Origin of the sequence: Mycobacterium sp., from assembly GCF_032159565.1 — a bacterium.
Taxonomy (GTDB): Bacteria; Actinomycetota; Actinomycetes; order Mycobacteriales; family Mycobacteriaceae; genus Mycobacterium.
In genome coordinates, this window is sequence record NZ_JAVHWR010000130.1 from 40,291 (window position 1) to 67,105 (window position 26,815).

General features: G+C 67.5%; 27 protein-coding genes. 18 read left to right on the plus strand and 9 right to left on the minus strand.

What is annotated here, in order from left to right:
* The first annotated feature begins 3 nt into the window (after nucleotides 1-3).
* The 5 genes from QOC76_RS16775 to mnmA all read left to right on the plus strand — a co-directional run bounded on the left by QOC76_RS16775 (nucleotide 4) and on the right by mnmA (nucleotide 4,580).
* Nucleotides 4-480, plus strand: a complete 477-nt coding sequence (locus QOC76_RS16775; protein ID WP_526358305.1) for a ribose-5-phosphate isomerase — start codon at nucleotides 4-6, stop codon at nucleotides 478-480.
* Nucleotides 481-560: 80 nt separating this feature from the next.
* Nucleotides 561-1,394, plus strand: a complete 834-nt coding sequence (locus QOC76_RS16780) for a GNAT family N-acyltransferase (protein ID WP_526358307.1) — start codon at nucleotides 561-563, stop codon at nucleotides 1,392-1,394.
* The gene (locus QOC76_RS16785) at nucleotides 1,391-2,230 is read left to right on the plus strand and encodes a lysophospholipid acyltransferase family protein (protein ID WP_526358310.1); all 840 of its coding nucleotides are present in this window, start codon (nucleotides 1,391-1,393) and stop codon (nucleotides 2,228-2,230) included. The genes QOC76_RS16780 and QOC76_RS16785 overlap by 4 nt, the downstream gene beginning before the upstream one ends.
* A gap of 47 nt (nucleotides 2,231-2,277) precedes the next feature.
* Nucleotides 2,278-3,507, plus strand: a complete 1,230-nt coding sequence (locus QOC76_RS16790; RefSeq protein ID WP_526358312.1) for a cysteine desulfurase family protein — start codon at nucleotides 2,278-2,280, stop codon at nucleotides 3,505-3,507.
* Nucleotides 3,507-4,580, plus strand: a complete 1,074-nt coding sequence (mnmA, locus tag QOC76_RS16795) for a tRNA 2-thiouridine(34) synthase MnmA (RefSeq protein ID WP_526358314.1) — start codon at nucleotides 3,507-3,509, stop codon at nucleotides 4,578-4,580. Before QOC76_RS16790 ends, mnmA begins: the two co-directional genes overlap by 1 nt.
* Here mnmA and QOC76_RS16800 read toward each other — a convergent pair.
* Nucleotides 4,577-5,221, minus strand: a complete 645-nt coding sequence (locus QOC76_RS16800) for a sensor domain-containing protein (RefSeq protein ID WP_526358316.1) — start codon at nucleotides 5,219-5,221, stop codon at nucleotides 4,577-4,579. The genes mnmA and QOC76_RS16800 overlap by 4 nt on opposite strands.
* Before the next feature lie 66 nt (nucleotides 5,222-5,287).
* Here QOC76_RS16800 and QOC76_RS16805 point away from each other — a divergent pair, with 66 nt between their 5' ends.
* Nucleotides 5,288-6,331: a uroporphyrinogen decarboxylase/cobalamine-independent methonine synthase family protein gene (locus QOC76_RS16805; RefSeq protein ID WP_526358318.1), complete on the plus strand. Its 1,044-nt coding sequence runs from the start codon at nucleotides 5,288-5,290 to the stop codon at nucleotides 6,329-6,331.
* Between the two features lie 78 nt (nucleotides 6,332-6,409).
* Nucleotides 6,410-7,192, plus strand: a complete 783-nt coding sequence (locus QOC76_RS16810) for a hypothetical protein (protein ID WP_526358320.1) — start codon at nucleotides 6,410-6,412, stop codon at nucleotides 7,190-7,192.
* On the opposite strand, the gene QOC76_RS16815 is transcribed toward QOC76_RS16810, so the two are convergent.
* The 3 genes from QOC76_RS16815 to QOC76_RS16825 are packed head-to-tail and all read right to left on the minus strand — an operon-like array spanning nucleotide 7,178 to nucleotide 10,037.
* Nucleotides 7,178-8,788 carry an AMP-binding protein gene (locus tag QOC76_RS16815; protein WP_526358322.1) on the minus strand — a complete coding sequence of 537 codons (1,611 nt, stop codon included), beginning with the start codon at nucleotides 8,786-8,788 and terminating at the stop codon, nucleotides 7,178-7,180. The genes QOC76_RS16810 and QOC76_RS16815 overlap by 15 nt on opposite strands.
* Nucleotides 8,789-8,821: 33 nt before the next feature.
* The gene (locus QOC76_RS16820; RefSeq protein ID WP_526358324.1) at nucleotides 8,822-9,226 is read right to left on the minus strand and encodes an MmcQ/YjbR family DNA-binding protein; all 405 of its coding nucleotides are present in this window, start codon (nucleotides 9,224-9,226) and stop codon (nucleotides 8,822-8,824) included.
* Nucleotides 9,227-9,242: 16 nt separating this feature from the next.
* Nucleotides 9,243-10,037: an ArsR/SmtB family transcription factor gene (locus QOC76_RS16825; RefSeq protein WP_526358478.1), complete on the minus strand. Its 795-nt coding sequence runs from the start codon at nucleotides 10,035-10,037 to the stop codon at nucleotides 9,243-9,245.
* A gap of 150 nt (nucleotides 10,038-10,187) precedes the next feature.
* Here QOC76_RS16825 and ligA point away from each other — a divergent pair, with 150 nt between their 5' ends.
* Together ligA and QOC76_RS16835 are read left to right on the plus strand one after the other, a co-directional pair.
* Nucleotides 10,188-12,260 (plus strand): NAD-dependent DNA ligase LigA, encoded by a 2,073-nt coding sequence (gene ligA, locus QOC76_RS16830; protein WP_526358480.1) that lies wholly within the window; start codon nucleotides 10,188-10,190, stop codon nucleotides 12,258-12,260.
* 76 nt (nucleotides 12,261-12,336) lie between these two features.
* A complete protein-coding gene (locus tag QOC76_RS16835; RefSeq protein ID WP_526358482.1) occupies nucleotides 12,337-12,591 on the plus strand; it encodes a metallothionein in 255 nt (84 codons plus the stop codon).
* Between the two features lie 4 nt (nucleotides 12,592-12,595).
* On the opposite strand, the gene QOC76_RS16840 is transcribed toward QOC76_RS16835, so the two are convergent.
* The gene (locus QOC76_RS16840; protein ID WP_526358326.1) at nucleotides 12,596-13,255 is read right to left on the minus strand and encodes an ACT domain-containing protein; all 660 of its coding nucleotides are present in this window, start codon (nucleotides 13,253-13,255) and stop codon (nucleotides 12,596-12,598) included.
* 70 nt (nucleotides 13,256-13,325) lie between these two features.
* Here QOC76_RS16840 and gatC point away from each other — a divergent pair, with 70 nt between their 5' ends.
* The 5 genes from gatC (at nucleotide 13,326) to QOC76_RS16865 (ending at nucleotide 18,597) form a co-directional block, all read left to right on the plus strand.
* Nucleotides 13,326-13,625 (plus strand): Asp-tRNA(Asn)/Glu-tRNA(Gln) amidotransferase subunit GatC, encoded by a 300-nt coding sequence (gene gatC / locus QOC76_RS16845; protein ID WP_526358328.1) that lies wholly within the window; start codon nucleotides 13,326-13,328, stop codon nucleotides 13,623-13,625.
* Complete coding sequence (gene gatA / locus QOC76_RS16850; RefSeq protein ID WP_526358330.1) at nucleotides 13,622-15,121, plus strand: Asp-tRNA(Asn)/Glu-tRNA(Gln) amidotransferase subunit GatA; 1,500 nt, start codon at nucleotides 13,622-13,624, stop codon at nucleotides 15,119-15,121. Before gatC ends, gatA begins: the two co-directional genes overlap by 4 nt.
* 44 nt (nucleotides 15,122-15,165) lie before the next feature.
* Entirely contained in the window at nucleotides 15,166-16,197 is a 1,032-nt protein-coding gene (locus tag QOC76_RS16855) for a 6-phosphofructokinase (RefSeq protein WP_526358332.1), read from the plus strand.
* A gap of 99 nt (nucleotides 16,198-16,296) precedes the next feature.
* Nucleotides 16,297-17,802, plus strand: a complete 1,506-nt coding sequence (gatB, locus tag QOC76_RS16860; RefSeq protein ID WP_526358334.1) for an Asp-tRNA(Asn)/Glu-tRNA(Gln) amidotransferase subunit GatB — start codon at nucleotides 16,297-16,299, stop codon at nucleotides 17,800-17,802.
* On the plus strand, nucleotides 17,803-18,597 hold the full coding sequence (locus tag QOC76_RS16865) for a ketosteroid isomerase family protein (protein ID WP_526358336.1): 795 nt from the start codon (nucleotides 17,803-17,805) through the stop codon (nucleotides 18,595-18,597).
* Between the two features lie 45 nt (nucleotides 18,598-18,642).
* On the opposite strand, the gene QOC76_RS16870 is transcribed toward QOC76_RS16865, so the two are convergent.
* Entirely contained in the window at nucleotides 18,643-19,764 is a 1,122-nt protein-coding gene (locus QOC76_RS16870; protein ID WP_526358338.1) for a PQQ-dependent sugar dehydrogenase, read from the minus strand.
* Between the two features lie 136 nt (nucleotides 19,765-19,900).
* Between QOC76_RS16870 and QOC76_RS16875 the strand changes: the two genes are divergently transcribed.
* Complete coding sequence (locus QOC76_RS16875) at nucleotides 19,901-20,704, plus strand: DoxX family protein (RefSeq protein ID WP_526358340.1); 804 nt, start codon at nucleotides 19,901-19,903, stop codon at nucleotides 20,702-20,704.
* A 38-nt stretch (nucleotides 20,705-20,742) separates the two neighbouring features.
* Here QOC76_RS16875 and QOC76_RS16880 read toward each other — a convergent pair whose 3' ends face one another.
* Nucleotides 20,743-21,147, minus strand: coding sequence for a PH domain-containing protein (locus QOC76_RS16880; RefSeq protein ID WP_526358342.1), 405 nt, complete (start codon nucleotides 21,145-21,147; stop codon nucleotides 20,743-20,745).
* A 309-nt stretch (nucleotides 21,148-21,456) separates the two neighbouring features.
* On the opposite strand from QOC76_RS16880, the gene QOC76_RS16885 reads away from it, so the two are divergent.
* Genes QOC76_RS16885 through ilvC form a run of 3 tightly spaced genes read left to right on the plus strand, consistent with a single transcriptional unit; the run spans nucleotide 21,457 to nucleotide 24,853 of the window.
* Nucleotides 21,457-23,292, plus strand: coding sequence for an acetolactate synthase large subunit (locus QOC76_RS16885; RefSeq protein WP_526358484.1), 1,836 nt, complete (start codon nucleotides 21,457-21,459; stop codon nucleotides 23,290-23,292).
* A complete protein-coding gene (gene ilvN, locus QOC76_RS16890; RefSeq protein ID WP_526358344.1) occupies nucleotides 23,292-23,798 on the plus strand; it encodes an acetolactate synthase small subunit in 507 nt (168 codons plus the stop codon). Before QOC76_RS16885 ends, ilvN begins: the two co-directional genes overlap by 1 nt.
* A gap of 41 nt (nucleotides 23,799-23,839) precedes the next feature.
* On the plus strand, nucleotides 23,840-24,853 hold the full coding sequence (gene ilvC, locus QOC76_RS16895) for a ketol-acid reductoisomerase (protein WP_526358346.1): 1,014 nt from the start codon (nucleotides 23,840-23,842) through the stop codon (nucleotides 24,851-24,853).
* Between the two features lie 68 nt (nucleotides 24,854-24,921).
* On the opposite strand, the gene QOC76_RS16900 is transcribed toward ilvC, so the two are convergent.
* Both QOC76_RS16900 and QOC76_RS16905 read right to left on the minus strand, forming a co-directional pair.
* A complete protein-coding gene (locus QOC76_RS16900) occupies nucleotides 24,922-25,383 on the minus strand; it encodes a phosphoribosyltransferase (protein ID WP_526358348.1) in 462 nt (153 codons plus the stop codon).
* Nucleotides 25,380-26,810, minus strand: a complete 1,431-nt coding sequence (locus QOC76_RS16905) for a phytoene desaturase family protein (protein WP_526358350.1) — start codon at nucleotides 26,808-26,810, stop codon at nucleotides 25,380-25,382. Before QOC76_RS16905 ends, QOC76_RS16900 begins: the two co-directional genes overlap by 4 nt.
* Nucleotides 26,811-26,815 lie beyond the last annotated feature (5 nt).

Here is a 26,815-nt window from a genome sequence, read left to right on the forward strand (position 1 = left end):
GCGATGGCTCGCCCAGAGAACGGGTTGCGAATCGTCGTCGGATCGGACGACGCCGGCTATGAGTACAAGGAGGCGTTGAAGGGCGACATGCGCGGCGACTCGCGCGTCGCCGAGGTCACCGATGTCGGCGTCGGCGCCGACGAGGACACCGCGTACCCGCATGTGGCCGTTGCGGCGGCCAGGATGGTCGCCGAAGGCAAGGCGGACCGCGCGCTGCTGGTGTGCGGCACCGGGCTCGGTGTGGCCATCAGCGCGAACAAGGTTCCCGGCATCCGGGCCGTGACCGCCCACGACAGCTTCTCCGTCGAACGGTCTGTGCTGTCCAACGATGCCCAAGTGCTGTGCCTGGGGCAACGAGTGATCGGGCTGGAGTTGGCCCGCCGGTTGGCACGTGAGTGGCTGGGCTACGAATTCGACCCGGAAAGCAAGTCCGCGGACAAGGTCGAGGCCATCCGCGGGTACGAACCGGTCGTCCCGTAGCGCAAATCGTCACCTGGCGTGCACAGACACGTCATGTCCCGGATGCCGTTTCGCCGAACGACTCCGCGAACGTGCAGGCTATGAGCACTGCATCTGTACTCATCGCCGCTGATCCGCCTGCTGTCGCGGGCACCGCTCCCCGCTACACCCTGCTGCTGTCCACCGAACCTGCGCTCATCGAAGCCGCGCAGTGCCTTCGTCATGACGTATTCACCTCCGAGCCGGGGTTCGCGCTCGGCGGCGCCACCGACGGAAAAGACGCCGACCGGTTCGACGAGTTCTGCGATCACCTTCTGGTCCGCGACGACGACACCGGCGAGCTGGTCGGTTGCTATCGCATGCTTCCGCCACCGGGCGCCATCGCCGCCGGAGGACTGTACACCGCAACCGAGTTCGAGGTCTCCGGCCTTGACCCGCTGCGGCCGTCACTGGTCGAGATGGGCCGCGCCGTGGTCCGCGACGACCACCGCAACGGCGGCGTGGTGTTGCTGATGTGGGCGGGCATCCTGGCCTACCTGGACCGGTGCGGCTACGACTACGTCACGGGTTGTGTGTCGGTGCCCGTTGGTTTTTCGGACGGGGCACCGGGCAGCCAGATCCGCGGTGTGCGGGACTTCGTGCTGCGCAGGCATGCCGCCGCCGGCGAGTACACGGTGTACCCGTACCGGCCGGTGACGATCGGCGGCAAGGGCCTCGACGACATCGAGCCGCCTGCGCGATTGGCTGTTCCGCCGCTGATGCGCGGGTATCTGCGGCTCGGCGCTCAGGTGTGCGGTGAGCCCGCCCACGATCCGGACTTCGGTGTCGGCGACTTCCCGGCGCTGCTCGACAAACGCAGGGCCGACACGAGATATCTCAAGCGGCTGCGGTTGGTCGCCGCGGCGAGCGAGATGGCCGACGGGATCGCGTCATGACCGCCGCACGAGACGCCAGCCCCTGGGTCCCTCGCGCGACGTGCGACGCCAGCTGCGTGGCTGCGGGCGGCGCGGCCAGCGGCAGGCCGGTCGTTGTGGCGGTTCGGGTCGCCGTCCGGGTGACACTCGCGGTCATTGCGCTCTCGGCGGTCCCGCTGCTGGCGATTCCGCTGCCCGGCCGCTCGCACATCCAGCGCGGGTATTGCCGGATGATGCTGCGGGCGCTCGGCGTACGGATCACGGTGTCGGGCGGCCCGATTCGAAACCTGCGCGGCGTGCTGGTCGTCAGCGGGCACGTGTCGTGGGTCGACATCTTCTCCATCGGTGCGGTGATGCCCGGTTCGTTCGTCGCCAAGGCGGAGTTGATCAGCTGGCCTGCCCTGGGTTTCGCGGCCCGCCTGATGAAGGTCATTCCGATCGAACGGGCGAGCCTGCGCAGGTTGCCCGATGTCGTCGGGATGGTCGCCACCCGACTGCGCGCCGGGCAGACCGTCGTCGCCTTCCCCGAAGGCACGACTTGGTGCGGCCTGGCCTACGGAGCGTTCCGGCCCGCGATGTTCCAGGCCGCCGTGGACGCGGGACGGCCGGTGCAGCCGCTGCGGCTGCAGTACCACCACCGTGACGGCACACCGTCGACGGTGGCCGCTTACGTGGGGGACGACACGCTGATCGCGTCCATCCGCCGATTGGTCACCGCCCGCCGCACCGTCGTGCACGTCCAGGTCGAGTCGCTGCAGTTGCCGGGTACGAACCGGCGCGACCTGGCCGCGCGCTGCGAGGCGGCGGTCCGCGGGGATGCGGACCGCCGGACACACGGGCCGGCGCTGGTCGCCTGACCACGGCATCAGGGCGGCCGCAGGGCGGCGGCTATCCTTGAACGGTTATGGCCACTGACACTCGGCCCGATGCTCTTCGCCCAAGCGGATCATCGCCGGTCTACCTGGATCACGCCGCCACCACCCCGATGCACCCCGCCGCCATCGAGGCGATGACGGCTGTGCTGGCGACGGTCGGTAACGCATCGTCGCTGCACGGCGCCGGACGCGTGGCGCGGCGCCGCACGGAGGAGTCGCGGGAGACGCTGGCCAAGATGCTTGGCGCACGTCCGTCTGAGGTGATCTTCACCGCTGGCGGCACCGAGAGCGACAACCTGGCCGTCAAGGGCATCTACTGGGCGCGCCGCGATACCGAACCGCGGCGTCGGCGCATAGTCACCACCGCCGTCGAGCATCACGCGGTGCTCGACTCCGTCCAATGGCTCGCCGAACACGAAGGCGCCGAGGTGACCTGGTTGCCGACCGAATCCGACGGATCCGTCGCACCCGGCGCACTGCGGGACGCTCTGCAGAAGCACGACGATGTCGCTCTGGTCTCGGTGATGTGGGCCAACAACGAGGTCGGCACCATCATGGCGCTGCCGGAGTTGGCATCGGTTGCCGCGGAATTCGGCGTGCCCATGCACAGCGACGCCGTACAGGCGGTCCCTCAGATACCGGTCGACTTCGCCGGCAGCGGCCTGTCGGCCATGAGCATCGCCGCTCACAAGTTCGGCGGCCCGACCGGTGTCGGCGCGCTGCTTCTTCGCCGCGACACCGCCTGTGTGCCGCTTCTGCACGGCGGCGGACAGGAACGCGACGTCCGTTCGGGCACAGCGGATGTCGCAGGTGCGGTGGCGATGGCGGCAGCCGCCGAAATCACCATGAGCGGTATGGCGACCACCAGCACGCGTGTGCAGGTGCTGCGCGACCGTCTCGTCGACGGGGTGCTGTCCAGCATCGACGACGTGGTGCTCAACGGCGCGACGGGCGCGCAACGGCTTCCCGGCAACGCCCACTTCACCTTCCGCGGCTGCGAGGGCGATTCGCTGCTGATGCTTTTGGACGCCAGAGGAATCGAGTGCTCGACGGGCTCGGCGTGCACGGCAGGCGTCGCGCAGCCGTCGCACGTGCTGACGGCGATGGGCGCCGACCCGGCCAGTGCCCGCGGATCGCTGCGGCTCTCGCTCGGTCACACCAGTCTCGACGCCGACGTCGACGCCGCCCTCGATGTACTGCCCGCCGCGGTGGACCGCGCGCGCCAGGCGGCGATGGCCAGTTCTGGAGCCGTCGAATAGTGCGCGTCCTTGTCGCGATGAGCGGGGGCGTCGACTCGTCGGTCGCCGCCGCCCGGATGGTCGATGCCGGACACGACGTGGTGGGCGTGCACCTCGCGTTGTCGGCCGCGCCGGGAACGCTTCGCACCGGGTCGCGGGGATGCTGCTCGAAGGAAGACGCGGGCGACGCTCGCCGCGTCGCCGACATCCTCGACATCCCGTTCTATGTATGGGATTTCGCCGAGAAGTTCTCCGAAGACGTCATCGACGACTTCGTGTCGTCCTATGCCCGGGGCGAGACGCCGAACCCCTGTGTGCGGTGCAACGAGCGGATCAAGTTCTCTGCACTGTCGGCCCGTGCGCTCGCGCTCGGATTCGACGCCGTCGCGACCGGTCACTACGCGCGGCTGACCGATGGTCGGTTGCGGCGCGCCGTCGACGGCGACAAGGACCAGTCGTATGTGCTTGGAGTGCTGACCGCCGAGCAGCTGCGCCATGCGCTGTTCCCCATCGGCGACACACCCAAGCCGCAGATCCGGCAGGAGGCCGCGCGCCGCGGCCTGGCCGTTGCCGACAAACCCGACAGCCACGACATCTGCTTCATCCCGTCCGGGGACACCAGGGCGTTCCTCGGCAGCCGCATCGGGGTGCGGCGGGGGAGTGTGGTCGACGCCGGCGGCACGGTGCTCGCCGAACACGACGGCGTGCACGGCTTCACCATCGGCCAGCGCAAGGGCCTCGGCATCGCAGGACCCGGCCCCGACGGGCGTCCCCGCTATGTGACGGCCATCGACGCCGAGACCGCGACGGTGCGCGTCGGTGCCCTCACTGACCTCGAGGTGTGGACGCTGGTGGGCGAGAAAGCCGTCTTCACCTCAGGCGCGGTGCCGCACGGACCCATCGAGTGTGCGGTGCAGGTGCGCGCACACGGCGGCATCGCCGAGGCCGTGGCCGAGGTGCGCAACGGGGCTTTGGTAGCCGACCTGCGTGCCCCGCTGCTCGGCGTGGCGCCGGGCCAGACCATGGTGCTCTACCGTCCCGACGCCGACGGCGACGAAGTCATCGGCAGCGCCACGATCGCGCACAGTTCTTAGTTGGGAACCTTGTCCATGATGTTCGTCATGACGATGTCGGGCACCGAATCGGGGAACGAACAGAACGACACCTCGGCGACCACGACGTTCTTGATCCGGTAGTCCCGGCCGCACGTACCCGCCGAGCGCATTCTCAGCGTGTCGGCGTCGGCGGTCCACTCGCCGATGAACGTCGAACCGAGTTCCGTTGAGCCGCAGTCGTATACCTGTCCAACAAGGTCGGCGAACGCGTGTCGTGCGGTCTCGGGGTCGCGATATGCGGCGGCACCTTCGGAGATCAGCCCGCCGTCGGGCGGATTCTGGAAAGTCGTCTTGTGGAACTCTTCGACGTCAGGGCCGAACGTCTGCGTCTCCGCGAAGTACCACTGACATTGCTGCGGCGTGCCGTTCATCAGATCGCTGACGTCGACGGGGATCTTGCCGTCCATGCTGGGCACGACGGTCAGATTGTCGCCCGCGCCGGTGATGGCGCGCATCTGACCCTGATCCAGCATCACCGATTCCACGTCGACGGGTGAATGCGATTCGTCGTCGATACCAGGAGCGGCCCGCGTCGCCGTGCCGTGGATGGTCTGTGCGCAGCCCGCGGCGAGCAGCGTTGCGGCGCACAACACCGCCAGTCGGACGGCCGCTGAGGACATCGTGTCGACTCCTTCCTGTTTCGCAGACTAACGCCTGTGGCGCGTGAGGCGAATAGTGTTGGTGAAGTGACCAGTAACGATTTCGCTTCCCACGCGCGCGGCTTCGCCGCCGGCACCGGCATCGGATCCTGGCCGGGCACGTCGGCTCGGGAGGCTGCCGAAATCGTGGTCGGAGAGTTGCATCGACTGCCGCATCTGGTGGAGTTGCCTGCCCGTGGAGTCGGGGCCGACCTCATCGGACGGGCCGGCGCACTGCTCGTCGACATCAACATCGACACCGTGCCGAGGGGCTACCGCATCACCGCAGGACGCGGTGCGGTGACCCGCCGTGCGGTCAGCCTGCTCGCCGAGGACGTCGATGCGCTCGAAGAGGCATGGGAGACGGCCGGTCTTCGCGGGTCGCAACGAACCGTCAAGGTGCAGGCGGCGGGCCCGATCACGCTCGCGGCACAACTGGAACTGTCCAACGGGCACCGGGCGATCACGGATCTGGGTGCCGCCCGCGACCTGGCGCGATCGCTGGCCGAAGGCGTCGCGGCACACCGCGCCGAGGTCGGGCGCCGACTCGATTGCCCCGTGGTGGTCCAGTTCGACGAACCGCTGCTGCCTGCGGCGCTGGCAGGGCGACTCACCGGTGTGACGAGCATGACGCCGGTGCATCCGGTCGACGAATCGGTGGCTGGGGAGCTGCTGGACGAGTGCGTGACAGTCGTCGGCGGCGAAGTGGCCCTGCACAGTTGTGCGGCCGAACTGCCCTGGCCGCTATTGCAGCGCAGTGCTCTCAGCGCGGTCTCGATCGACCTGTCGACGCTGACGGCAGGCGACGTCGACGGCGTGGGCGAGTTCGTCGAATCGGGCCGCACCGTGTTGTTCGGCGTCGTACCCGCTGCCGCACCCGACCCCCGCCCGTCGGCGCGGGAGGTGGCCGGTTCGGTGGCCGATTTCACCGACCGACTCGGGTTCCCCCGCACGGTGCTGCCCGAGCGGATCGGCATCACCCCGGTATGCGGCCTGGCCGGCGCGACTCCGCAATGGGCCCGCATCGCGATCGAACTCGTCCAGGAAGCTTCCGACGCCATCGCCGCCGACCCGGCCGCGATCATGAAATAACGTTTGCCGGGCAAAGGTTTGTGTCACAATGCATGGGCCGATCCTGGGCCCGCGAGCCCAGTACGTCAGGAAGGGATCGTGGCTTACTCGACTGTTCGCTTCGCGGCGGGAGCCGGTGTGCTCGCAGCGTCTCTGCTGATCGCCGGTCCGAACCCCGCGCACGCAGTCGCCGACAAGCACGGTTCGGGCGCCCATGCCAAGAACGACAGCCGGAAGAACGGTTCAGGCGGCCCCCTCGGCGACGTTCAGCCCGGTGTGGCTCTGCAGGTCGCCGACACCGACAACGATTCAAACCCGGATCTCACTCCGCCGTCGATGAATCTATCCGTGGGCGGCAGCGATCTCGAGGACCCTGCCGTGGTGACCGGGTTGGGCACCGAAAGCCTGACCGCGCTGCGGTCTGCTGCGGTAGTCGAGCAGCCCGCAGGCGACAACGTTTCGGCCGCCGCGCCAAGGGCCGGGTCCGGTTACTCGGGCCGGCCCCTCGCAACGTTGCGTGCACCGAAGGTTGTCGTCGGCAACGGCCGCACACCGGGAACCCACGTTCCGATGCCCGGCCCAGCAGCCGAGGCGGTGCTGACGGACGACGTGATGGTCTCGCCCGCGGCGATACCTGCCGCGCCCGGGGTGCCCGCGGCGATCGAGATCAACTTTCCGCCGCTGCCGCCACCCATGCCACCGGTCGAGCGCATCCGCCCGGCCCACCTCACCGTCGGCGAATACGGCACCGGGACAACCGATACGGTGGCCGATCCGCTGGCCGGCGTCGCAGGTCTGGTTCTGATACCCGCCATCGGAGCCGTGCTCGGCTACCGGCAGGCGCGGGCCGCCCAGTCGCTGCGGGAGTCACTGCGCAGTTGAGTCCTGGCGCAGATCCTTGCGCAGGATCTTGCCCGCCGACGACTTCGGGATCGCATCGATGAATGCCACCTGTCGCACTTTCTTGTAGGGCGCAACCTCACCGGCCACGAAGTCCATCACGTCTGCCTCGGTCAGCGCGGCCCCGGATTGCTTGACCACGAAAGCTTTTGGCACCTCTTCGCCGGAATCCGCGTCGCGCACCCCGACCACCGCGGCGTCGGCGATCGCCGGGTGGGTCAGCAGCACCGCCTCCAGTTCGGCTGGCGGCACCTGGTAACCCTTGTACTTGATGAGTTCCTTGAGCCGGTCGACGATGTACACGCATCCCGACGAGTCGACCCGGGCCAGGTCTCCGGTGCGCAGCCAGCCGTCGTCGTCGATCGTTTCCCTGGTTGCTTCCTCGTTGCCGAGATAGCCGGCCATCACATTCGGTCCCCTGAACCACAACTCGCCGGTCTCACTGAGACCCGCAGCGGGAACATCGATCTCGTCGCCGCTATCGGGCTCGATGAGCCTGGACGAGGAATTGGCCGCCGTCCATCCGGCAGCGCCGATGGGAGCGGCCGATCCGACGAGCCGCTTGCCGCCGTCGAACGGCGTGCAGTGGCTGACGGGGCTGAGTTCGGTCATGCCATAGCCCTGGACCACCGGGCATCCGATGCGGTCGGCCACGCCGTGGCCCAGGTCCTCGTCCAACGGTGCCGCGCCGGACAGCACCGCGCGCAGCGTCGACACGTTGTATTTGTCCACGAGCGGATGCTTGGCCAGCGCCACCGCCACCGGCGGCGCGATGAACGCCACGGTCACCCTGTGGTTCTGGATGTTCGCGAGGAACTCCTCGAGGTCGAAGCTCGGCATCATGATCAGCCGCGCTCGCGCCCGCAGGACAGCGTTGAGCAGCACCGTCATTCCGTAGATGTGGAAGAAGGGCAAGAAGGCGATGACGGCGTCGTCGGCCGCGACGTCCTGGGCCGCACGGATCTGGGCGATGTTGGCGACAAGGTTGCGATGCGTGAGCATCACGCCCTTGGGGTTGCCGGTCGTGCCCGAACTGTAGGGCAGTACGGCCAGGTGCGTCTCGGGGTCGAAGCTGACCTCCGGGGGTGCCGCGCCTGCACCGAGAAGATCCGCCGCACTCGGGTGGCCGTCGGCGCCGTCGAGCACCACCAGTTGTTCGTCGGATATGCCCACCGCGGCGGCGGCCTCCCTGGCCTGGGAGAGCAGCGGGCTGACCGTGATGAGCATCGTCGCCTTGGAATCGGTCAGCTGCTTGACGATGTCCTTCGCGGTGAACAACACGTTGATGGTGGTGGCGGTGGCGCCGGCGCGCAGGATGCCGTGGAAGGCGATCGCGAACGCGGCGCTGTTCGGCGCCAGCAGACCGACCACATCACCGACCGCGATCCCGCGATCGGCCAGTGCACCGGCGAATGAATTTATGTTGCCGACGGTGTCGCGGTAGCTGATCGCACTACCCGATTTCGTGTCCACCAGCGCGACGCTGTCGGCGTCTGCATCGTCGAGGTTGCCGAACAGGTATTCATAGACGCTGACGTTCGGGATCTCGACGTCGGGATAGGGGCTGGCGAAGCTCATGGAGTCGATAGAACCATGTCGGCCTGGCGCGGTTCAGGCGTGGTCGAGCTGCTTGATGAGCTTCTTCGGTGCGACCATCCGGAAGGACGCGTCGATCAGCTCACCCACCTCGACCCAGTCGATCGCCTTCGTCGCGGTGAAATCCAGCCCGAGCCATCCCGACGGGCCCAGATACGCCGGGTAGAAGAACCGAGTGTCCTGCCCGAGCGCTCTGCGGTCGCTCTCATCGACCTTCACCATGATCGAATGCGGGTACGAGATGTAGTCGCCCTTGGTCGCCGGCTTGGCGCTACCGCCGTACATGGCGAACATCTTCGACACGAAGAACGCGGGCCTGCCGTGGGAGACCTTTTCGAACGCGTCGGGATAGCTCAGTGCGATCTTGCGCACCTCCGCGAGATCCGGATCGTCGTCGCGGAACATGACCGGATGCGGCATGTCGCCACGCTACCCGCTAGCCCGACATCTGTTGGGCGCGTAGCTCGGCATGCATTTCCCATGGCGCCTGCGGCAGCACGGACCCGGTTTCCAAGAGCGACTTCAGGTTCGACAAGACCGCCGCCCAGCCCGCCGCGGCCGACTCGTAGTCCGAGGCGTCGGTGATGTCGTCGTGGGTCACCGTCAGTCGCACGATGTCGTGGTGTGGTTCGATGTCGAAGCGCACCACCGACAACTGGCCCGGCCGGTCCGTGCCGCCGAAAGTGATGACCAGCCGCCGGGGCGGCGTCGACTCGATCACCTCGCCCGCGACGTCTGCGATTCCCGAGCCGTCGGTACGCACATGCTCCCAGCGTGACCCCGGTTGCCAGTCCGACACGTTGCTGTGGCCCCAATATTCGGCAGTCAGGTCGGCGTCGGTGAGCGCCTTCCAGACCTTGTCGGGGCTGCTGTGGATGTAGGTCACGTACACGAAAGACGGCTTGCCGTCGGGTGTCGCCATGTCGGCCTCCTCTGCCTGGTGCTTCAACGCATGTAGCGCGTTAAGCCGCGAATGTTCGAAGTCCTGAATCCAGCGGTACGCAATCTCTTGCAGCGGAACGGGATTCAAGTAGTGCAACTTGAGCCGTCCACGCCGCACGCTGCTGATGAGATTGGCCGACTCGAGCACGGCCAGATGCTGGCTCACCGACTGGCGCGCCATTTCGAGGTACTCGCACAGCTGGCCGAGTGTTTGGCCGTTGTCCTGGCGCAACCGATCCAGCAGCAGTCGGCGGCCCGGGTCGGCGAGCGCCTTGAACACCTTGTCCATCGGATCGTCGGCCACTCGATCATTATGCAGGTATATACCTGCATAATGTCAAACGCGCAGGTGATCACACCCGCTCCGACCGGTTTCGATGTCACAGTGCTCGGATAGCCTGCGAGGGTGAGCCCGAAGGCATCCGAGGCGCAAAAGGCGCTGGCCCAACAGTCCGAAGACGCGCCCGATGCCGATCTGCGCCGCCGCTGGCAGGAACTGGCCGACGAGGTGCGTGCACACCAGTTCCGCTATTACGTCAAAGACGCCCCCGTCATCTCCGACGCCGAGTTCGACACGCTGCTGCGCGAACTCCAGACGCTGGAGGACCAACACCCCGAGCTGCGGACCCCCGATTCGCCGACGCAGCTGGTCGGCGGCGCGGGCTTCGCGACCGACTTCACGTCCGCGGAGCATCTGGAGCGCATGCTCAGCCTGGACAACGTCTTCACTCCCGACGAGCTCGCGGCATGGGCCGGGCGCATCAAGGGCGAGATCGGAGACGACGCGCACTACCTGTGCGAGCTGAAGATCGACGGTGTCGCCCTGGCGCTGGTCTACCGCGACGGGAAGCTGGTTCGCGCGGCCACCCGCGGCGACGGTCGCACCGGTGAGGACGTCACGCTCAATGCCCGCACCATTGACGACGTACCTGAGAAGCTCACGGGCTCAAAGGAGTTCCCGGTGCCGAAGGTGCTCGAGGTGCGTGGCGAGGTGTTCTTCCGGGTCGCCGATTTCGAGGAACTCAACGCGGGTTTGGTCGCCGAGGGCAAGCCGCCGTTCGCCAACCCGCGTAACAGCGCAGCAGGCTCATTGCGACAGAAGAACCCCGCCGTCACCGCCCGTCGCAGGCTACGGATGATCTGCCACGGGCTCGGCCGCACGGAGGGCTTCCGCCCCAAGACGCTGCACGACGCCTACCGCGCGCTGGAGTCGTGGGGGCTGCCGGTGTCCGATCACACCGTGAGGGTGCAGGGCATCGAAGCGGTCACCGAGCGCATCGCCTACTGGGGCGAACACCGCCACGACGTCGAACACGAAATCGACGGTCTCGTCGTCAAAGTCGACGACGTCGCACTGCAGCGGCGGCTCGGCTCGACGTCGCGGGCGCCGCGATGGGCCATCGCCTACAAGTACCCGCCGGAAGAAGCGACCACCAAGCTGCTGGACATCAGAGTCAACGTCGGGCGCACCGGCCGGGTCACCCCGTTCGCCTGGATGGAGCCCGTCAAGGTCGCGGGCTCGACGGTCAGCCAGGCCACGCTGCACAACGGGTCGGAGGTCAAGCGCAAGGGCGTGCTCATCGGTGACACCGTGGTGATCCGGAAGGCCGGCGACGTGATTCCCGAAGTCCTCGGGCCCGTCGTCGACCTGCGTGACGGCTCCGAACGCGAATTCGTCATGCCGACAACATGTCCAGAATGTGGCACGAAACTCGCACCGGCCAAAGAAGGCGACGCCGACATCCGCTGCCCCAACACCCGGTCGTGTCCGGCGCAATTGCGCGAGCGGGTCTTCCACGTCGCAGGGCGCGGCGCGTTCGACATCGAGGGCCTCGGCTACGAAGCCGGAATCGCGCTGCTGCAGGCCGGCGTCATCACCGACGAAGGTGACCTGTTCACCATCGGGAGGGAGGACCTGCTGCGCACCGACCTGTTCACAACCAAAGACGGGAAACTGTCAGCCAACGGCAAGCGGCTGCTGGTGAACCTGCACGAAGCCAAGGCCCAGCCGTTGTGGCGGGTGCTCGTCGCGTTGTCGATCCGCCACGTCGGCCCGACCGCCGCCCGCGCGCTGGCAGCCGAATACGGCAGCCTGGAGGCGATCATGTCGGCCTCCGAGGAGGAGCTTTCGGTCGTCGAGGGGGTCGGACCGACGATCGCCGCGGCGGTCACCGAATGGTTCAGTGTCGACTGGCACCGCGCCATCGTCGACAAGTGGCGCGCCGCGGGGGTGCGGATGGCCGACGAACGCGACGCCGGCGTCGAGCGCACGCTGGAGGGATTGTCCATCGTCGTGACCGGATCCTTGACCAACTTCTCGCGTGACGACGCCAAGGAGGCCATCGTCGCGCGCGGCGGCAAGGCGGCCGGGTCGGTGTCGAAGAAGACGGCGTACGTCGTCGCAGGCGACGCGCCGGGATCGAAGTACGACAAGGCCGTCGAGTTGGGGGTGCCGGTCCTCGACGAGGACGCCTTCGGCCGGCTGTTGGAAAACGGTCCCGACGGGGTCTGAGGCCCAGCCGCGGTAGTTTGCCGCTCGCGATGGCCGGGAATGCGTCGGAGCGAACCGATGTGGGGGAGTGACTGCGATGACAATCTGCGCGACGTGCGGCAACGACTACGACAAGGCGTTCACGGTGACCTGGCCCGACGGCCGCAGCGAGAACTTCGACAGCATCGAGTGCGCTGCCGTCCAGCTGGCGCCGGAGTGTGCACACTGCGGATGCCGGATCCTGGGCCACGGAATCGAGACCGACGACGGCATCTTCTGCTGCGCACACTGCGCCCGGAAGGACAGCAACGCCGACGTCAACGACCGCTATCCGGTACCTGCAGGCGCCTGACGGTTCATCTCAGGATCGTCGCGACGATGCCGGCGAGATAGCCCAGCCGCGCCACCTCAGAGGGCCGGAACGCCGGACCGCCGGGCCTGCCGAGCACCACGGCGATGTTCTGATCGCCCAATGGTGCGGCCGCGAGGGTGGTGTCCATATCCCGCCACACCTGCGGCACCCAGTCGGCGTCGCCGTCGAGCGCCTTGGCGCTGTCGATCGGCAGCCAGGGCGCCTCGTTGAGGTGTGTCTCGGGTGCGCCGAAACTGCCGACGATGCGACTGATGTTGGGCCCGGTCAGCCGGACCACCGTGCACCAGCCGACGCGCAGCACGCGCGGCGCCTCTTGGGCGAGCACCTGTAATTTCGCGTGCCTGTTCGGCGCCGCGGCGATGTGGTCGACCAGCTCGAGCTCGCGGTGCGCCTCGAGCAACCCGGTGTGCGGGCGGATGCTGTCCACCCGCACACCCTTGAGGTTCTCCGCGGCGGTGATCAGCATGTCGGGCATCGCGCCGGGCGGCAGGTCGACGATCAGGTCGTCGATCGCGTAGCCCGCGCCGCGCTCCACCACATCGAGGGACAGGATGTCGGCGCCCACCGAGCCGAGCGCGACGGCCAGTGAGCCCAGCCTGCCCGGTCGATCCTCCAGCTGGACCCGCAGCATGAACGAAGGCACGCGCAACACTGTTGCACAGGGGTACGGGCTCGGCATGCCGGCCTTTCGCGCATGACTACGCTTTGATGTCGTGTCCCAGATCTCCCGAGACGAGGTTGCCCACCTCGCGCGCCTGTCCCGGCTCGCCCTGAGCGACGACGAGCTGGACAGCTTCGCAGGCCAGCTCGACGCCATCCTCGAGCACGTCAGCCGGATCCAGGCCGTCGACGTCACCGATGTCGAAGCCACCGACAACCCGCTTACGTCGGTAAACGTCACCCGGCCCGACGTCGTCGAGCCAGGGCTGACGCAGGAGGAGGCGCTGGCGCAGGCACCGAAGTCGGCCGAGGGCCGGTTCGCCGTGCCACGGATTCTGGGGGAGCCGGCATGAGCCCGCGAGGCGTGAGCAGCGACGTGATCAGGCTGGACGCGGCGACGCTGGGCGCCAAGATCGCCGCCAAGGAGCTGTCGTCGGCCGAGGTCACCCGCGCCTGCCTGGACCGGATCGCCGAGACCGACGACAAGTACCGGGCGTTCCTGCATGTCGCAGGGGAGCAGGCGCTGGAGGCGGCCGGTCGGGTGGATGCCTCGGTCGCGGCGGGCGAGGAGCTGCTGTCGCCCCTGGCCGGTGTTCCGTTGGCGCTCAAGGACGTGTTCACCACGACGGACATGCCGACCACATGCGGGTCGAAAATCCTCGAGGGCTGGACATCGCCCTATGACTCGACGGTCGCGGTGCGGCTGCGCGCCGCGGGCATCCCGATCCTCGGCAAGACCAACATGGACGAGTTCGCGATGGGTTCGTCAACGGAGAACTCGGCCTTCGGCCCGACCCGCAATCCATGGGACGTCGAGCGGGTGCCGGGCGGCTCCGGCGGCGGCAGTGCGGCGGCGCTGGCCGCGTTCCAGGCGCCGCTGGCCATCGGGTCGGACACCGGCGGGTCGATCCGGCAGCCCGCCGCGTTGACCGCGACCGTCGGCGTCAAGCCCACCTACGGCACGGTGTCGCGATACGGCCTCGTCGCCTGCGCGTCGTCGCTGGATCAGGGCGGACCGTGTGCGCGCACGGTGCTCGACACCGCGCTGCTGCACCAGGTGATCGCGGGCCACGACCGGAGGGACTCGACGTCGATCGACGCCGAGGTGCCCGACATCGTCGGTGCGGCCAGGGCGGGCGCCCACGGCGACCTGCGCGGTGTCAAGGTCGGCGTGGTCCGTCAGTTGCGCGGCGACGGCTACCAGCAGGGTGTGCTGTCGTCGTTCAACGCCGCGGTCGAGAAGCTGACGGAACTCGGCGCCGAGGTGTCCGAGGTCGACTGCCCGCACTTCGACTACTCGCTGCCCGCCTACTACCTGATCCTGCCGTCGGAGGTGTCGTCCAACCTGGCCCGGTTCGACGGTATGCGGTATGGCCTTCGGGTCGGCGACGACGGGACACACAGCGCCGAGGAAGTCATGGCGATGACGCGCGCCGCCGGCTTCGGGCCGGAAGTCAAGCGCCGCATCATGATTGGCGCCTATGCGTTGTCGGCGGGCTATTACGACGCGTACTACAACCAGGCGCAGAAGGTGCGCACGCTGATCGCCCGCGACCTGGATGCCGCCTACCAGAAGGTCGACGTGCTGGTGTCGCCCGCGACCCCGACCACCGCGTTCCCGCTCGGGGAGAAGGTCGACGATCCGCTGGCGATGTACCTGTTCGATCTCTGCACGCTGCCGCTGAACCTGGCCGGGCACTGCGGCATGTCGGTGCCGTCGGGTCTCTCGCCCGACGACAACCTGCCCGTCGGACTTCAGATCATGGCTCCGGCGCTGGCCGACGACCGGCTCTACCGCGTCGGTGCAGCCTACGAGGCAGCCCGCGGAGCACTGCCGACGGCGGTGTAGCTCGACAGGGTGCCCACAACGGCGACACAGGGGAGGATGGGCCCATGCGCATCGGAATTCTGACCGGAGGCGGCGACTGTCCAGGGCTGAACGCGGTGATACGCGCGGTGGTGCGCACCTGCGATGTGCGCTACGGCTCGTCGGTCGTGGGCTTTCTGGACGGCTGGCGCGGTCTGCTCGAGGACCGTCGCGTCCAGCTGCGCAACGATGACCGCAACGACCGCCTGCTCGCCAAGGGCGGCACCATGCTGGGCACCGCGCGGGTGCACCCGGACAAGCTCAAAGCCGGCCTCGACCAGATCAAGCAGACGCTGGACGACAACGGCATCGACGTGCTGATCCCGATCGGCGGCGAAGGCACCCTGACCGCGGCGCATTGGCTGTCCGAGGAGAACGTTCCCGTCGTCGGTGTGCCCAAGACGATCGACAACGACATCGACTGCACCGACGTAACGTTCGGCCACGACACCGCGTTGGGCGTTGCCAGCGAGGCCATCGACCGCCTGCACAGCACGGCCGAGTCACACCAGCGGGTGATGCTCGTCGAGGTGATGGGGCGGCACGCAGGCTGGATCGCACTGAATGCCGGCCTGGCTTCCGGCGCGCACATGACGCTGATTCCGGAGCAGCCGTTCGACGTCGAGGAGGTGTGCCGGCTGATCAAGGCACGCTTCGTGCGCGGCGATTCGCACTTCATCTGCGTGGTGGCCGAAGGCGCCAAGCCCGCGACGGGCTCGATGAAGTTGCGCGAGGGCGGTATTGACGAGTTCGGGCACGAGAAGTTCACCGGCGTCGCCCAGCAGCTGGCCTACGAGGTGGAAAAGCGGATCAACAAAGAGGTGCGGGTCACCGTTCTCGGCCATGTTCAGCGCGGCGGCACGCCGACCCCGTACGACCGTGTGCTCGCCACTCGATTCGGCGTCAACGCCGCCGACGCAGCCCACGCTGGCGAGTACGGGATGATGGTGTCGCTGCGAGGCCAGGAGATCGGCCGCGTGCCACTTGCCGACGCCGTCCGTCAGCTGAAGCTGGTGCCCCAGAGCCGATACGACGACGCCGCCGAATTCTTCGGCTGATTTCTTCGGCGAGCAGACGCAAACTCGCATGAACAGGGACCGATCTGTGCGAGTTTGCGTCTGCTCGCGGGAGAAAAGTGACCCACTAGGATCGGGGGCATGACCGCTGCATCCACTGCCGAACTGGTCGATTACGACGACGTCGTCGCACGCTACGACCCGGTTCTCGGCCTCGAGGTGCACGTCGAGCTGTCGACGGCGACCAAGATGTTCTGCGGCTGCGCCAACCGGTTCGGCGCCGAGCCCAACACCCTGGTGTGCCCGGTGTGCCTCGGCCTGCCCGGCTCGCTGCCGGTGCTCAACCAGCTCGCCGTCGAGTCGGCGATGCGGATCGGGCTGGCGCTGAACTGCGAGATCGTGCCGTGGTGCCGGTTTGCGAGGAAGAACTACTTCTACCCGGACATGCCGAAGAACTACCAGATCTCCCAATACGACGAGCCGATCGCGATCAACGGCTACCTCGACGTCCCCCTCGACGACGGCACCACATGGCGCGTCGAGATCGAGCGCGCGCACATGGAAGAGGACACCGGCAAGCTGACCCACCTCGGCAGCGAGACCGGCCGCATCGCGGGCGCGACCACGTCGCTGATCGACTACAACCGCGCGGGTGTGCCGCTGATCGAGATCGTCACCAGGCCGATCGAGGGAACCGGTGCGCGTGCACCCGAGATCGCCCGGGCCTATGTGACCGCGCTTCGAGGCATGTTGCGCGCCTTGGGTGTTTCCGATGTGCGGATGGACCAGGGCTCGATGCGATGTGATTCGAACCTCTCGCTCAAGCCGACCGGGGCAACCGAGTTCGGTATCCGCACCGAGACGAAGAACGTCAACTCTTTGAAGAGCGTGGAGGTCGCGGTCCGTTACGAGATGCGCAGGCAGGCCGCGGTTCTGGACGCCGGTGACCGAATCCACCAGGAGACCAGGCACTTCCACGAGGACGGCTACACGTCGCCGGGCCGCAGCAAGGAGACGGCGCAGGACTACCGTTACTTCCCCGAGCCCGACCTCGAGCCGATCGCACCCGACGCCGACTTCGTGGAGAAGCTGCGCGAGACCATTCCCGAATACCCGTGGTTGCAGCGCAAGCGCATTCAATCCGACTGGGGAGTCTCCGACGAGGTCATGCGCGATCTGGTCAACGCGGGCGCCGTCGATCTGGTGGCCGCCACCGTCGCACAGGGCGCGCCCAGCGAGGCCGCGAGGGCGTGGTGGGGGAACTTCCTGGTGCAGAAGGCCAATGAGGCAGGCGTCGAGCTCGACGAGCTGGCCATCACGCCTGCGCAGGTCGCCGCGGTGGTCGTGTTGATCGACGAGGGCAAGCTGTCCAACAAGCTGGCCCGTCAGGTGGTAGAGGGTGTGCTGGCCGGTGAGGGCGAACCCGCTGACGTGATGAAGGCGCGCGGACTGGAGCTGGTCCGCGACGACTCACTGATCCAGGCGGCGGTCGACGACGCGCTGGCCGCCAATCCCGACGTGGCGGAGAAGATCCGCGGCGGCAAGGTGCAGGCCGCCGGAGCGATCGTCGGCGCCGTGATGAAGGCGACGAAGGGCCAGGCCGACGCGGCACGGGTTCGCGAGCTGGTGTTGGCGGCCTGCACCTAGATGGCCGCGGCAGACGCCGAACTGCTGGCGGTGGTGGAACGTTCGCCTGCGGCGAGCGATGTGCACGACCGCACGGGCTGGGTCGGGCTGTTCGCCGCCGATGCGCGCGTCGAGGACCCGTACGGTTCCCGTCCGCACGTCGGCGTCGAGGAGATCGGCCGGTTCTACGACACGTTCATCGGACCGCGGCAGATCATCTTTCACCGCGATGTCGACCTGGCGGCCGGCCCTGCCGTGGTTCGCGACCTGATGCTCGAAATCGTGATGGCGGCGGCCGTGACGCTGAACGTTCCGATGCATCTGCGCTACGACCTGAGGCCGTTCGACGGCGACTGGCAGATCGAGCGACTGCGCGCGCACTGGGAGCTGCCGACGATGGTGGTGCAGATGCTGCGCGAGGGCGCGAAATCGCTGCCGGTCTCGCTGCGGCTGGGCGGCGAACTGCTGCGCAATCAAGGGCTCGGCGGCACGGCGGGTTTCGCTTCAGGCTTCCGGCGGCCGGGACGACGCCAGAAACGTTGTGTCGAGGCATTTCTCGATGCAGCCGTCGCCGGTGACGAGATGACGGCGCGGCGGGCGCTGAGTCGCGGGGCGGCTGTCAGCGTCGGTGAAACGAACCCGATCGCAGCCAGCGAGTTCGTCGACAGCGTGCGGGGCGGCCGATGGTTCAAGATGATCGCGGCAGGTGACACCGTCAGCGCTTCGGTCAGCACACCGTCAGGGCGTGGCGTCGTTTTCTGCGAAATCGTCGATGCGACAACAGGTATCACCCGCGTCCGCCACTTCTGCGGGTAGCGTCCAACCGTGGCACCGGCGGATCGAGCCGGTTCGCCCGGCGGTTTAGGTGTTGTCGGCGTTACTGCGCGGGAAGCCGCCGCCCGACGGGAACACCGGGAACACGACATCGTCGAGCTTCTCGGAATCGCCTGCGGTCTTGTTCACCGTCGCGCCCCACACGTTGCCGTCCGGCGACGACTGCAGCGCCCACGCGTGGCCGTGCACGTCCTGGCGGACCACCTCCGGCTCCCCGGTCACCGATCCGGTGTCCGGCGCCAGTCGCACGGCCACCGTCTGCTTGGTGTTGATCAGGTTGACGAGCACCGTGCCGTCCAGCGCCGCGCATCCGGCGACACCGGGCTTGTCGGGCCAGGTCCACACCGTGGAGACCTTCGAATCCTTGGTGATGCGCTGCAACCGGTCGGCGGTCGGCGTGCGGTCGTCGATGTACAGCGAGCCGTCCGACGGGTCGACGCACATGCCGCCACCCGATCCCATCCCGCTCAGCGCGGTGGTCTGCGGCGCCTGGTTGACCGTGGTCGGCTGCTCGATGCGCAGCACCTTGCCCGCCGGCGACGCCGGGTCGGCCGCCAGTGCCGGGTCACCCGCATCACCGGTGAGCACGACCAACGTGGTGGGGCTGGTGAAGACCAGGGCACCCATGTTTCCGGTCGCGCCTTTGGGGATACCGGTGAAAATCGGCTTGGGAATGTCGCCGTCGGCGATGCGGATCACCCGATTGTCGGTCGGCGTGCTGACGTATGCGTACATCAGCCGGTCCTGCGAGTACGTCGGCGACAGCACGATGTCCATCAGGCCGCCGTCGCCGCTGCCATCGACCGGGATGACGGTTTTGACCTTTGGTTCTGCCCGAACGGACACCTCTTTGACGGCGCCGGTGACGCGTTCGGCGACCAATGCGGACTGGCTGTCGGGCAGCATGATCAGCCCGCTGGTGCTCTCCAGGCAGCCCTGCATCACCCCTGGTGCGGGGCACTCCTTGGGAAACGGCTTCGGTGGCAGCGGAGGGGGCGGCGGGGGAGTCGAGCTGGGGCCTGGTTGAAGCTCGGGTTCGGTGGTGAACGGCTGCGACTGGGCGCTGTCGAATCGCGCGCACCCCGACAGCACGAGCAACGCGGCACACGACAGTGCGACGACGGCACGCATCGGCCCGCGCAGATTCATGCCCGCCAGGTTACGGATTGTTCCTCGGTGCGCGCCACGCGGCGTTCAGGCGCGTCGCCTCGGCACCTGCGAACTAGGGCACAAAAGCGCCGCGCCAATCCGCGATTCGCCGATCCTGACCACTTACCCTGGGCAGGTGACCAGTAATCCCCAGTGGCAGCGGCCCGACGACCTGGGCCGGCCCGGGTCGGCAAGCCTGGTCGACCCCGAGGACGATCTGCCCTCGTCCAACTACGCCGGTGATTTCGAAACCACCGCCATCCCCAACTACCGGACCGGCTCCCAGCCTGGATTCGGGCTGATCGGGGAGCCGGAAGCGTCGCCGTACGCACAGGCCGGCGACAGCCAACCCTTGAACCCCTACGCACAACCCGCCGACATCGGTCCCGGATATCACGATCGTCCGATAGACGATCGGCGTGGCACCCAGGACCTCGGCCTGATGCTGCTGCGCTGGGCAGTCGGCGCCCTGTTGATCGCTCACGGCCTGCAGAAGGCGTTCGGCTGGTTCGGCGGTCCCGGTCTTGACGGGTTCCAGGACCGGCTGACCGAAGTCGGCTACCAGCACGCCGACATGCTGACGTATATCGCCACCGGCGCCGAGATACTCGCGGGTGTGCTGCTGATCCTGGGTCTGTTCACCCCGCTGGCGGCGGCGGGGGCGCTGGCCTACCTGGTCAACGGCCTGCTCGTGGAGGCCATGGCCGCCCACGACGCGGCCAGGTTGAGGGATTTCCTGACCGACGGCCACGAGTACAAGGTCATCCTGATCGCCGCGGTCGTCGCAATCGTCCTCGCCGGCCCGGGCAGATACGGGCTGGACGCCGGTCGCGGCTGGGCCCGTCGACCGTTCGTCGGGTCGTTCGCCGCGCTGTTGATCGGCGTCGGCGGCGGCATCGCGCTGTGGGTGCTGCTCAACGGAGGCAACCCACTGAGCTGACGCGGAACGCGGACGCGGACGCGCAAAACAGCCTGAGCTCAGCCGTACGGGTTGGGCACGCGGCCCCCGCTGACCTCGGTCAACTGCGGCAGCGTTGCGAACGTCACGGCGGGAAGCCGCAGTTCACGCCCGTCTTTGAGCTGTGCCCGGGCCCATGATCCCTTGCTGAACCGCAGGCCTTCGATGTCCTCCCAGCGCACGGTCTCGCTGCCGAGCAGACTGCGTGCGGTCACGGTGTCGGGATCGGCGGTGGTGCGCAGCCGAACGATGTACGCCGACAGCATCGCGGGAATGACGAACAAGGGTGCGAACCACGTCCAGGCCAGCACCAGTGACAGCAGTCCCAGCACCAGGAAGCCGACCGCGAGGTGCGCCGTCGGCGATATCCGGATCACGACCGGTTCGACAGGTGCAGGGGGCGGTTGCGGAGTCACACCTGCCATCGTCCCACTGCGCGGTGCGCGTCAAGGAATTTGACGGTTGACCAGTGCGGAGACTACGGTCAACTGTTGTGCAGAACCTTGGCTTGCTCGTAGTAATTGGGTTGCGCGTTGATACCGCGCTTGCCCTGACTCGGGCATAGTCACAAGTATCAGCGCGCAACCCTCGTACAGCGGACTCGCTGGCGGGGGTTTTTTGTTGCCCCAGCAGTCATTTGAAAGTCCACAACACAATCGACGACAAATGAGGACATCGTGAGCGCACCAACCACACGACCCCCGGATCGGTCGGCGAACCCGCCGTACGGGGATTTGGCCGAGGCCAACGCTGCGCAATCCGCGGCGAAGGCAGCCGGTCACGGCCCGTCGAGCCAGCCCAAGAAGGTTGCCCCGCAACAACTCACCGGAGCCCAGTCGGTCATCCGGTCGTTGGAGGAGCTCGACGTCGAGATCATCTTCGGCATCCCCGGCGGAGCCGTGTTGCCGGTCTACGATCCGCTTTTCGACTCGCAGCGGCTTCGTCACGTCCTGGTCCGCCACGAGCAGGGCGCAGGACATGCGGCAAGTGGATACGCTCACGCCACCGGCAAGGTCGGCGTCTGCATGGCGACGTCGGGCCCCGGCGCCACCAACCTGGTGACGCCGCTCGCCGACGCGCACATGGACTCGATCCCGATCGTCGCGGTGACCGGTCAGGTCGGCCGCGGTCTGATCGGCACCGATGCCTTCCAGGAAGCCGACATCTCAGGTATCACGATGCCGATCACCAAGCACAACTTCCTGGTGCGCGAAGGTGACGACATCCCAAGGGTGATGGCCGAGGCCTTCCACATCGCCAGGTCGGGGCGCCCCGGTCCGGTGCTGGTTGACATCCCCAAGGATGTTCTGCAGGGACAGTGCACGTTCAGCTGGCCGCCGCGGATCGAGCTGCCCGGCTACAAGCCGAACACCAAACCGCACAACCGGCAGATCCGGGAGGCGGCCAAGCTCATCGCGGCGGCCCGCAAGCCGGTGCTGTACGTCGGCGGCGGCGTGATCCGCGGCGACGCCACCCGCGAACTGCTGGATCTGGCCGAGCTGACCGGTGTTCCGGTGGTCACCACCTTGATGGCGCGTGGCGCCTTTCCAGACAGCCATCCCCAGAACATGGGCATGCCCGGCATGCACGGCACGGTGGCCGCGGTGGCCGCGCTGCAGCGCAGCGATCTGCTGATCGCGCTGGGCACCCGCTTCGACGACCGGGTGACGGGCAAGCTGGATTCGTTCGCGCCCGAGGCCAAGGTCATCCACGCCGACATCGACCCGGCCGAGATCGGCAAGAACCGGCACGCCGACGTGCCGATCGTGGGCGACGTCAAGGCGGTCATCGCCGAGCTGATCGAGGCGCTGCGCCGCGACGGCACGTCCACCGGCTCCATCAAGATGGACAACTGGTGGGAGTATCTGCGCGGGGTGCAGTCGACCTACCCGCTGAGCTACGGGCCGCAGAGCGACGGCAGCCTCTCACCCGAGTATGTGATCGAACAGCTGGGCAAGATCGCCGGACCCGACGCGGTGTACGTGGCAGGCGTAGGTCAGCACCAGATGTGGGCCGCGCAGTTCATCTCATACGAAAACCCGCGGACATGGCTCAACTCGGGCGGACTCGGCACGATGGGCTACGCGGTGCCCGCCGCGATGGGTGCGAAGTTCGCTCGCCCCGACGCCGAGGTGTGGGCCATCGACGGCGACGGCTGCTTCCAGATGACCAACCAGGAGCTGGCCACCTGCGCGGTCGAGGGCGCACCGATCAAGGTCGCCGTGATCAACAACGGCAATCTGGGGATGGTGCGCCAGTGGCAGACGCTGTTCTACGAAAAGCGATACAGCCAAACGGATCTGGCCACGCACTCGCATCGCATCCCTGACTTCGTCAAGCTCGCCGAGGCTCTGGGCTGCGTCGGATTGCGTTGTGAGCGTGCCGAAGACGTCGCCGACGTGATCAACCAGGCGCGCGCCATCAACGACCGGCCGGTGGTGATCGACTTCATCGTCGGCGCCGATGCGCAGGTGTGGCCGATGGTGGCCGCAGGCAAAGGCAACGACGAGATCATGGCCGCCCGCGGCATCCGCCCGCTGTTCGACGATCCCGAGGAAGGGCACGCGTGATGAGTTCAACTCCGACGCAGACGCTTTCGGTGCTCGTCGAGGACAAGCCGGGCGTTCTCGCCCGGATTGCTTCGCTGTTCTCGCGGCGCGGCTACAACATCCAGTCCCTGGCCGTCGGCGCCACCGAGCAGAAGAACATGTCTCGGATGACCATCGTCGTCAGTGTCGACGAGCATCCACTCGAACAGATCACCAAGCAGCTCAACAAGCTGATCAACGTGATCAAGATCGTCGAGCAGGAGGAGGACAACTCGGTGTCGCGGGAACTGGCGCTGATCAAGGTGCGCGCCGATGCCGCCACTCGCGGTCAGGTCATCGAAGCGGTGAACCTGTTCCGCGCGAAGGTCGTCGACGTGTCGACCGAATCGCTGACGATCGAAGCAACCGGTACGCCGGCGAAGCTCGAAGCGTTCCTGCGGGTTCTCGAGCCATACGGCATCCGTGAGCTCGTGCAGTCCGGAGTGGTGTCGGTGTCGCGCGGTCCGCGTGGCATCGGCGCCAAGTAAGCGAGTAAGCCCTCAAATGAGTGAGAAGAGAAGGAAATACAGTGGCAGTTGAGATGTTTTATGACGACGACGCGGACCTGTCGATCATCCAGGGACGCAAGGTCGGCGTCATCGGCTACGGCAGCCAGGGCCATGCGCACTCGCTGAGCCTGCGCGATTCCGGCGTCGAGGTGAAGGTCGGTCTCAAGGAAGGCTCGAAGTCCCGGGCGAAGGTCACCGAGCAGGGCCTCGAGGTGGACACCCCCGCCGAGGTGGCGAAGTGGGCCGACGTCATCATGTTGCTGGCGCCCGACACCGCACAGGGTGAGATCTTCACAGCAGACATCGAGCCGAACCTCACCGACGGCAATGCGCTGTTCTTCGGGCACGGCCTCAACATTCACTTCGGTCTGATCAAGCCGCCCGCCAACGTCACCGTCGGCATGGTCGCCCCGAAGGGGCCCGGCCACCTCGTGCGTCGGCAGTTCGTCGACGGCAAGGGCGTCCCGTGCCTGGTCGCCGTGGAGCAGGATCCCAAGGGTGAGGGCCAGGCGCTTGTACTGTCCTACGCCAAGGGCATCGGCGGCACTCGTGCCGGCGTCATCAAGACCACGTTCAAGGACGAGACCGAGACCGACCTGTTCGGCGAGCAGGCAGTGCTGTGCGGCGGCACCGAGGAGCTGGTGAAGACCGGCTTCGACGTGATGGTGGAGGCCGGATATGCGCCGGAACTGGCGTATTTCGAGGTGCTGCACGAGCTGAAGCTGATCGTCGACCTGATGTACGAGGGCGGCATCGCCAGGATGAACTACTCGGTGTCCGACACCGCGGAGTTCGGCGGCTACCTTTCGGGTCCGCGGGTCATCGACGCCGACACCAAGCAGCGGATGAAGCAGATTCTCTCCGATATCCAGGACGGCAGCTTCGTCAAGAAGCTGGTCGCCAACGTGGAGGGCGGCAACAAGCAGCTCGAGGATCTGCGCAAGCAGAACGCCGAGCACCCGATCGAGGTGACCGGCAAGAAGCTGCGCGACCTGATGAGCTGGGTCGACCGCCCGATCACCGAAACGGCGTAGCGCGTCTCCGTGGCGATTTCGGCGCGCTCACGTGCGCTGAGCGTCGATTAGCGCGCCGAAATCGCAACTCAGGCAGGGGCCGACCACGGGAAATTGATCCAGCGGTCGGTCCTGCGCCAGACGTATTCGCAATCGACGAGCGATTGCGGCTTCTGGTACAGCACCGCGCAGCGGGCATCGGCGACATGATCGGCGCAGAAGTCGCGCACCAGATGCAAGGTCTCACCGGTGTCGGCGACGTCGTCGGCGATCAATACGCGCGCACCCGCGAGGTCGACGGTGTTCGGTACCGGAGGCAGCACCACCGGCACCGGTAGGCGTTCATCGACCCCGGTGTAGAACTCGACGTTTATGACCGCCACGTTCTTCACCCCCAACGCGTAGCCGAGCGCACCGGCGACGAACAGTCCGCCGCGTGCCACGGCCAGGATCAGATCGGGTATGAACCCGTCGGCGGCGACGCCGGCGGCCAACTCGTCTGCGGCCGAGCCGAACAGCTCCCACGGCAGATCTTCCCGGTCGTCTGTCATGGTGACAGCTCAGGCAGCGCTCTGATCCCGAACTCCCTGCGCAGCACAGTGCGGGCGGCGTAGTAGCCGGCCATCCCGTGCACACCCGTGCCGGGTGGTGTCGCCGACGAGCACAGATACGCCTTCGGGATGGGGGTCGTCCACGGATTGAGCCGCAGCGTCGGGCCGACCATTGCGGCGAACAGGGTGGCTCCGCCCACGATGATGTCGCCTCCGACGTAATTCGCGTTGTGGTCGGACATCTGCGCCGCGGGCACGCAGTGCGACGTGACGACCAGGTCCCGGAAACCCGGCGCGGCGGCCTCGAACATCGCGGTGATGGTCTCGGTCAGGTCGGCGGTGGATCCGGCCGGAACATGTGCGTATGTCCACAACGGCCTGCGGCCCTGACCGTCGATGCGCGAGGGGTCGGCCAGGTGCGGCAGCGCGACGAGCGTCATCGGCAGTTCGGCGTGCCGCCCGGCGGCGATCTCGCGTTCACCCGCGGCCATCTGCGCCCTCGTCCCACCCAGATGTACGGTCGGTGCCTGACCGACCCGCGCGTCGCGCCAGGGAATCTCGCCGGAGAGCACGAAGTCGACCTTGCACACACCGGGCCCGAAACGGTAGCGCCGCAGCGCCTTCGCGTAACGCGACGGAACCGCGTCGCCGTAGATGTCGAGCAAAGCCGTTGGCGCGGTGTCGTAGATCGTCACGCCGTCGGGCGGGGAGGTGACGGGTTCACCCAGAACCAATTCGCCACCGTGGGAGAGCAGATCGGCGATCAACGCGTCGGGGATCGTCTGTGTTCCGCCGACCGGCACCGGCCAGCCCACCGTGTGCGCCAACGTACCCAGCATGACTCCGGCGCCGCTGTTGACCGGTGACGGCATCTTCGAAATAGCGTGCGCGCCAACGCCGGTGAACAACGCTTGGGCGTCTTGCCCGCGGAGCACACCCCAGGCGGGACTGCCTTGCGCCAGCACCCGCAGACCGGTGCGCACCGTGGTCACCAGTTCGGGTGGCAGGGACCTCTTGTCGCCGAGAAAGAATCCCACGACACCGTCGGCGTGTTCGGCCAGTGGCCCGAAGAGACGCCGCCACGACGCGCCGTCGTCGAGCTCGTCGCAGGTGCGATCCAGCGAGCGGTACGCCACCGCGGCGGGCCGGCCGGGCAGTGGATTGGCATAGGAAACTTCCGGCGCGACGAGCGCCACCCCGCGCGCCGCCAGGTCGAACTGCGCGAAGAACGGCGAGGCCACGCCGAGTGGATGCACCGCGGAGCAGACGTCGTGGCGCACGTCGGGGAAGTCGGGGTCGGGCGCGCTGCGGGCGCCGCCACCGGCAGTCGGCTGACCTTCGATGACGCGCACCGAAAGACCCGCTCGAGCACAGATGACGGCGGCGGCCAGGCCGTTGGGTCCGCTGCCGACGATGGTCACGTCCACCCCGC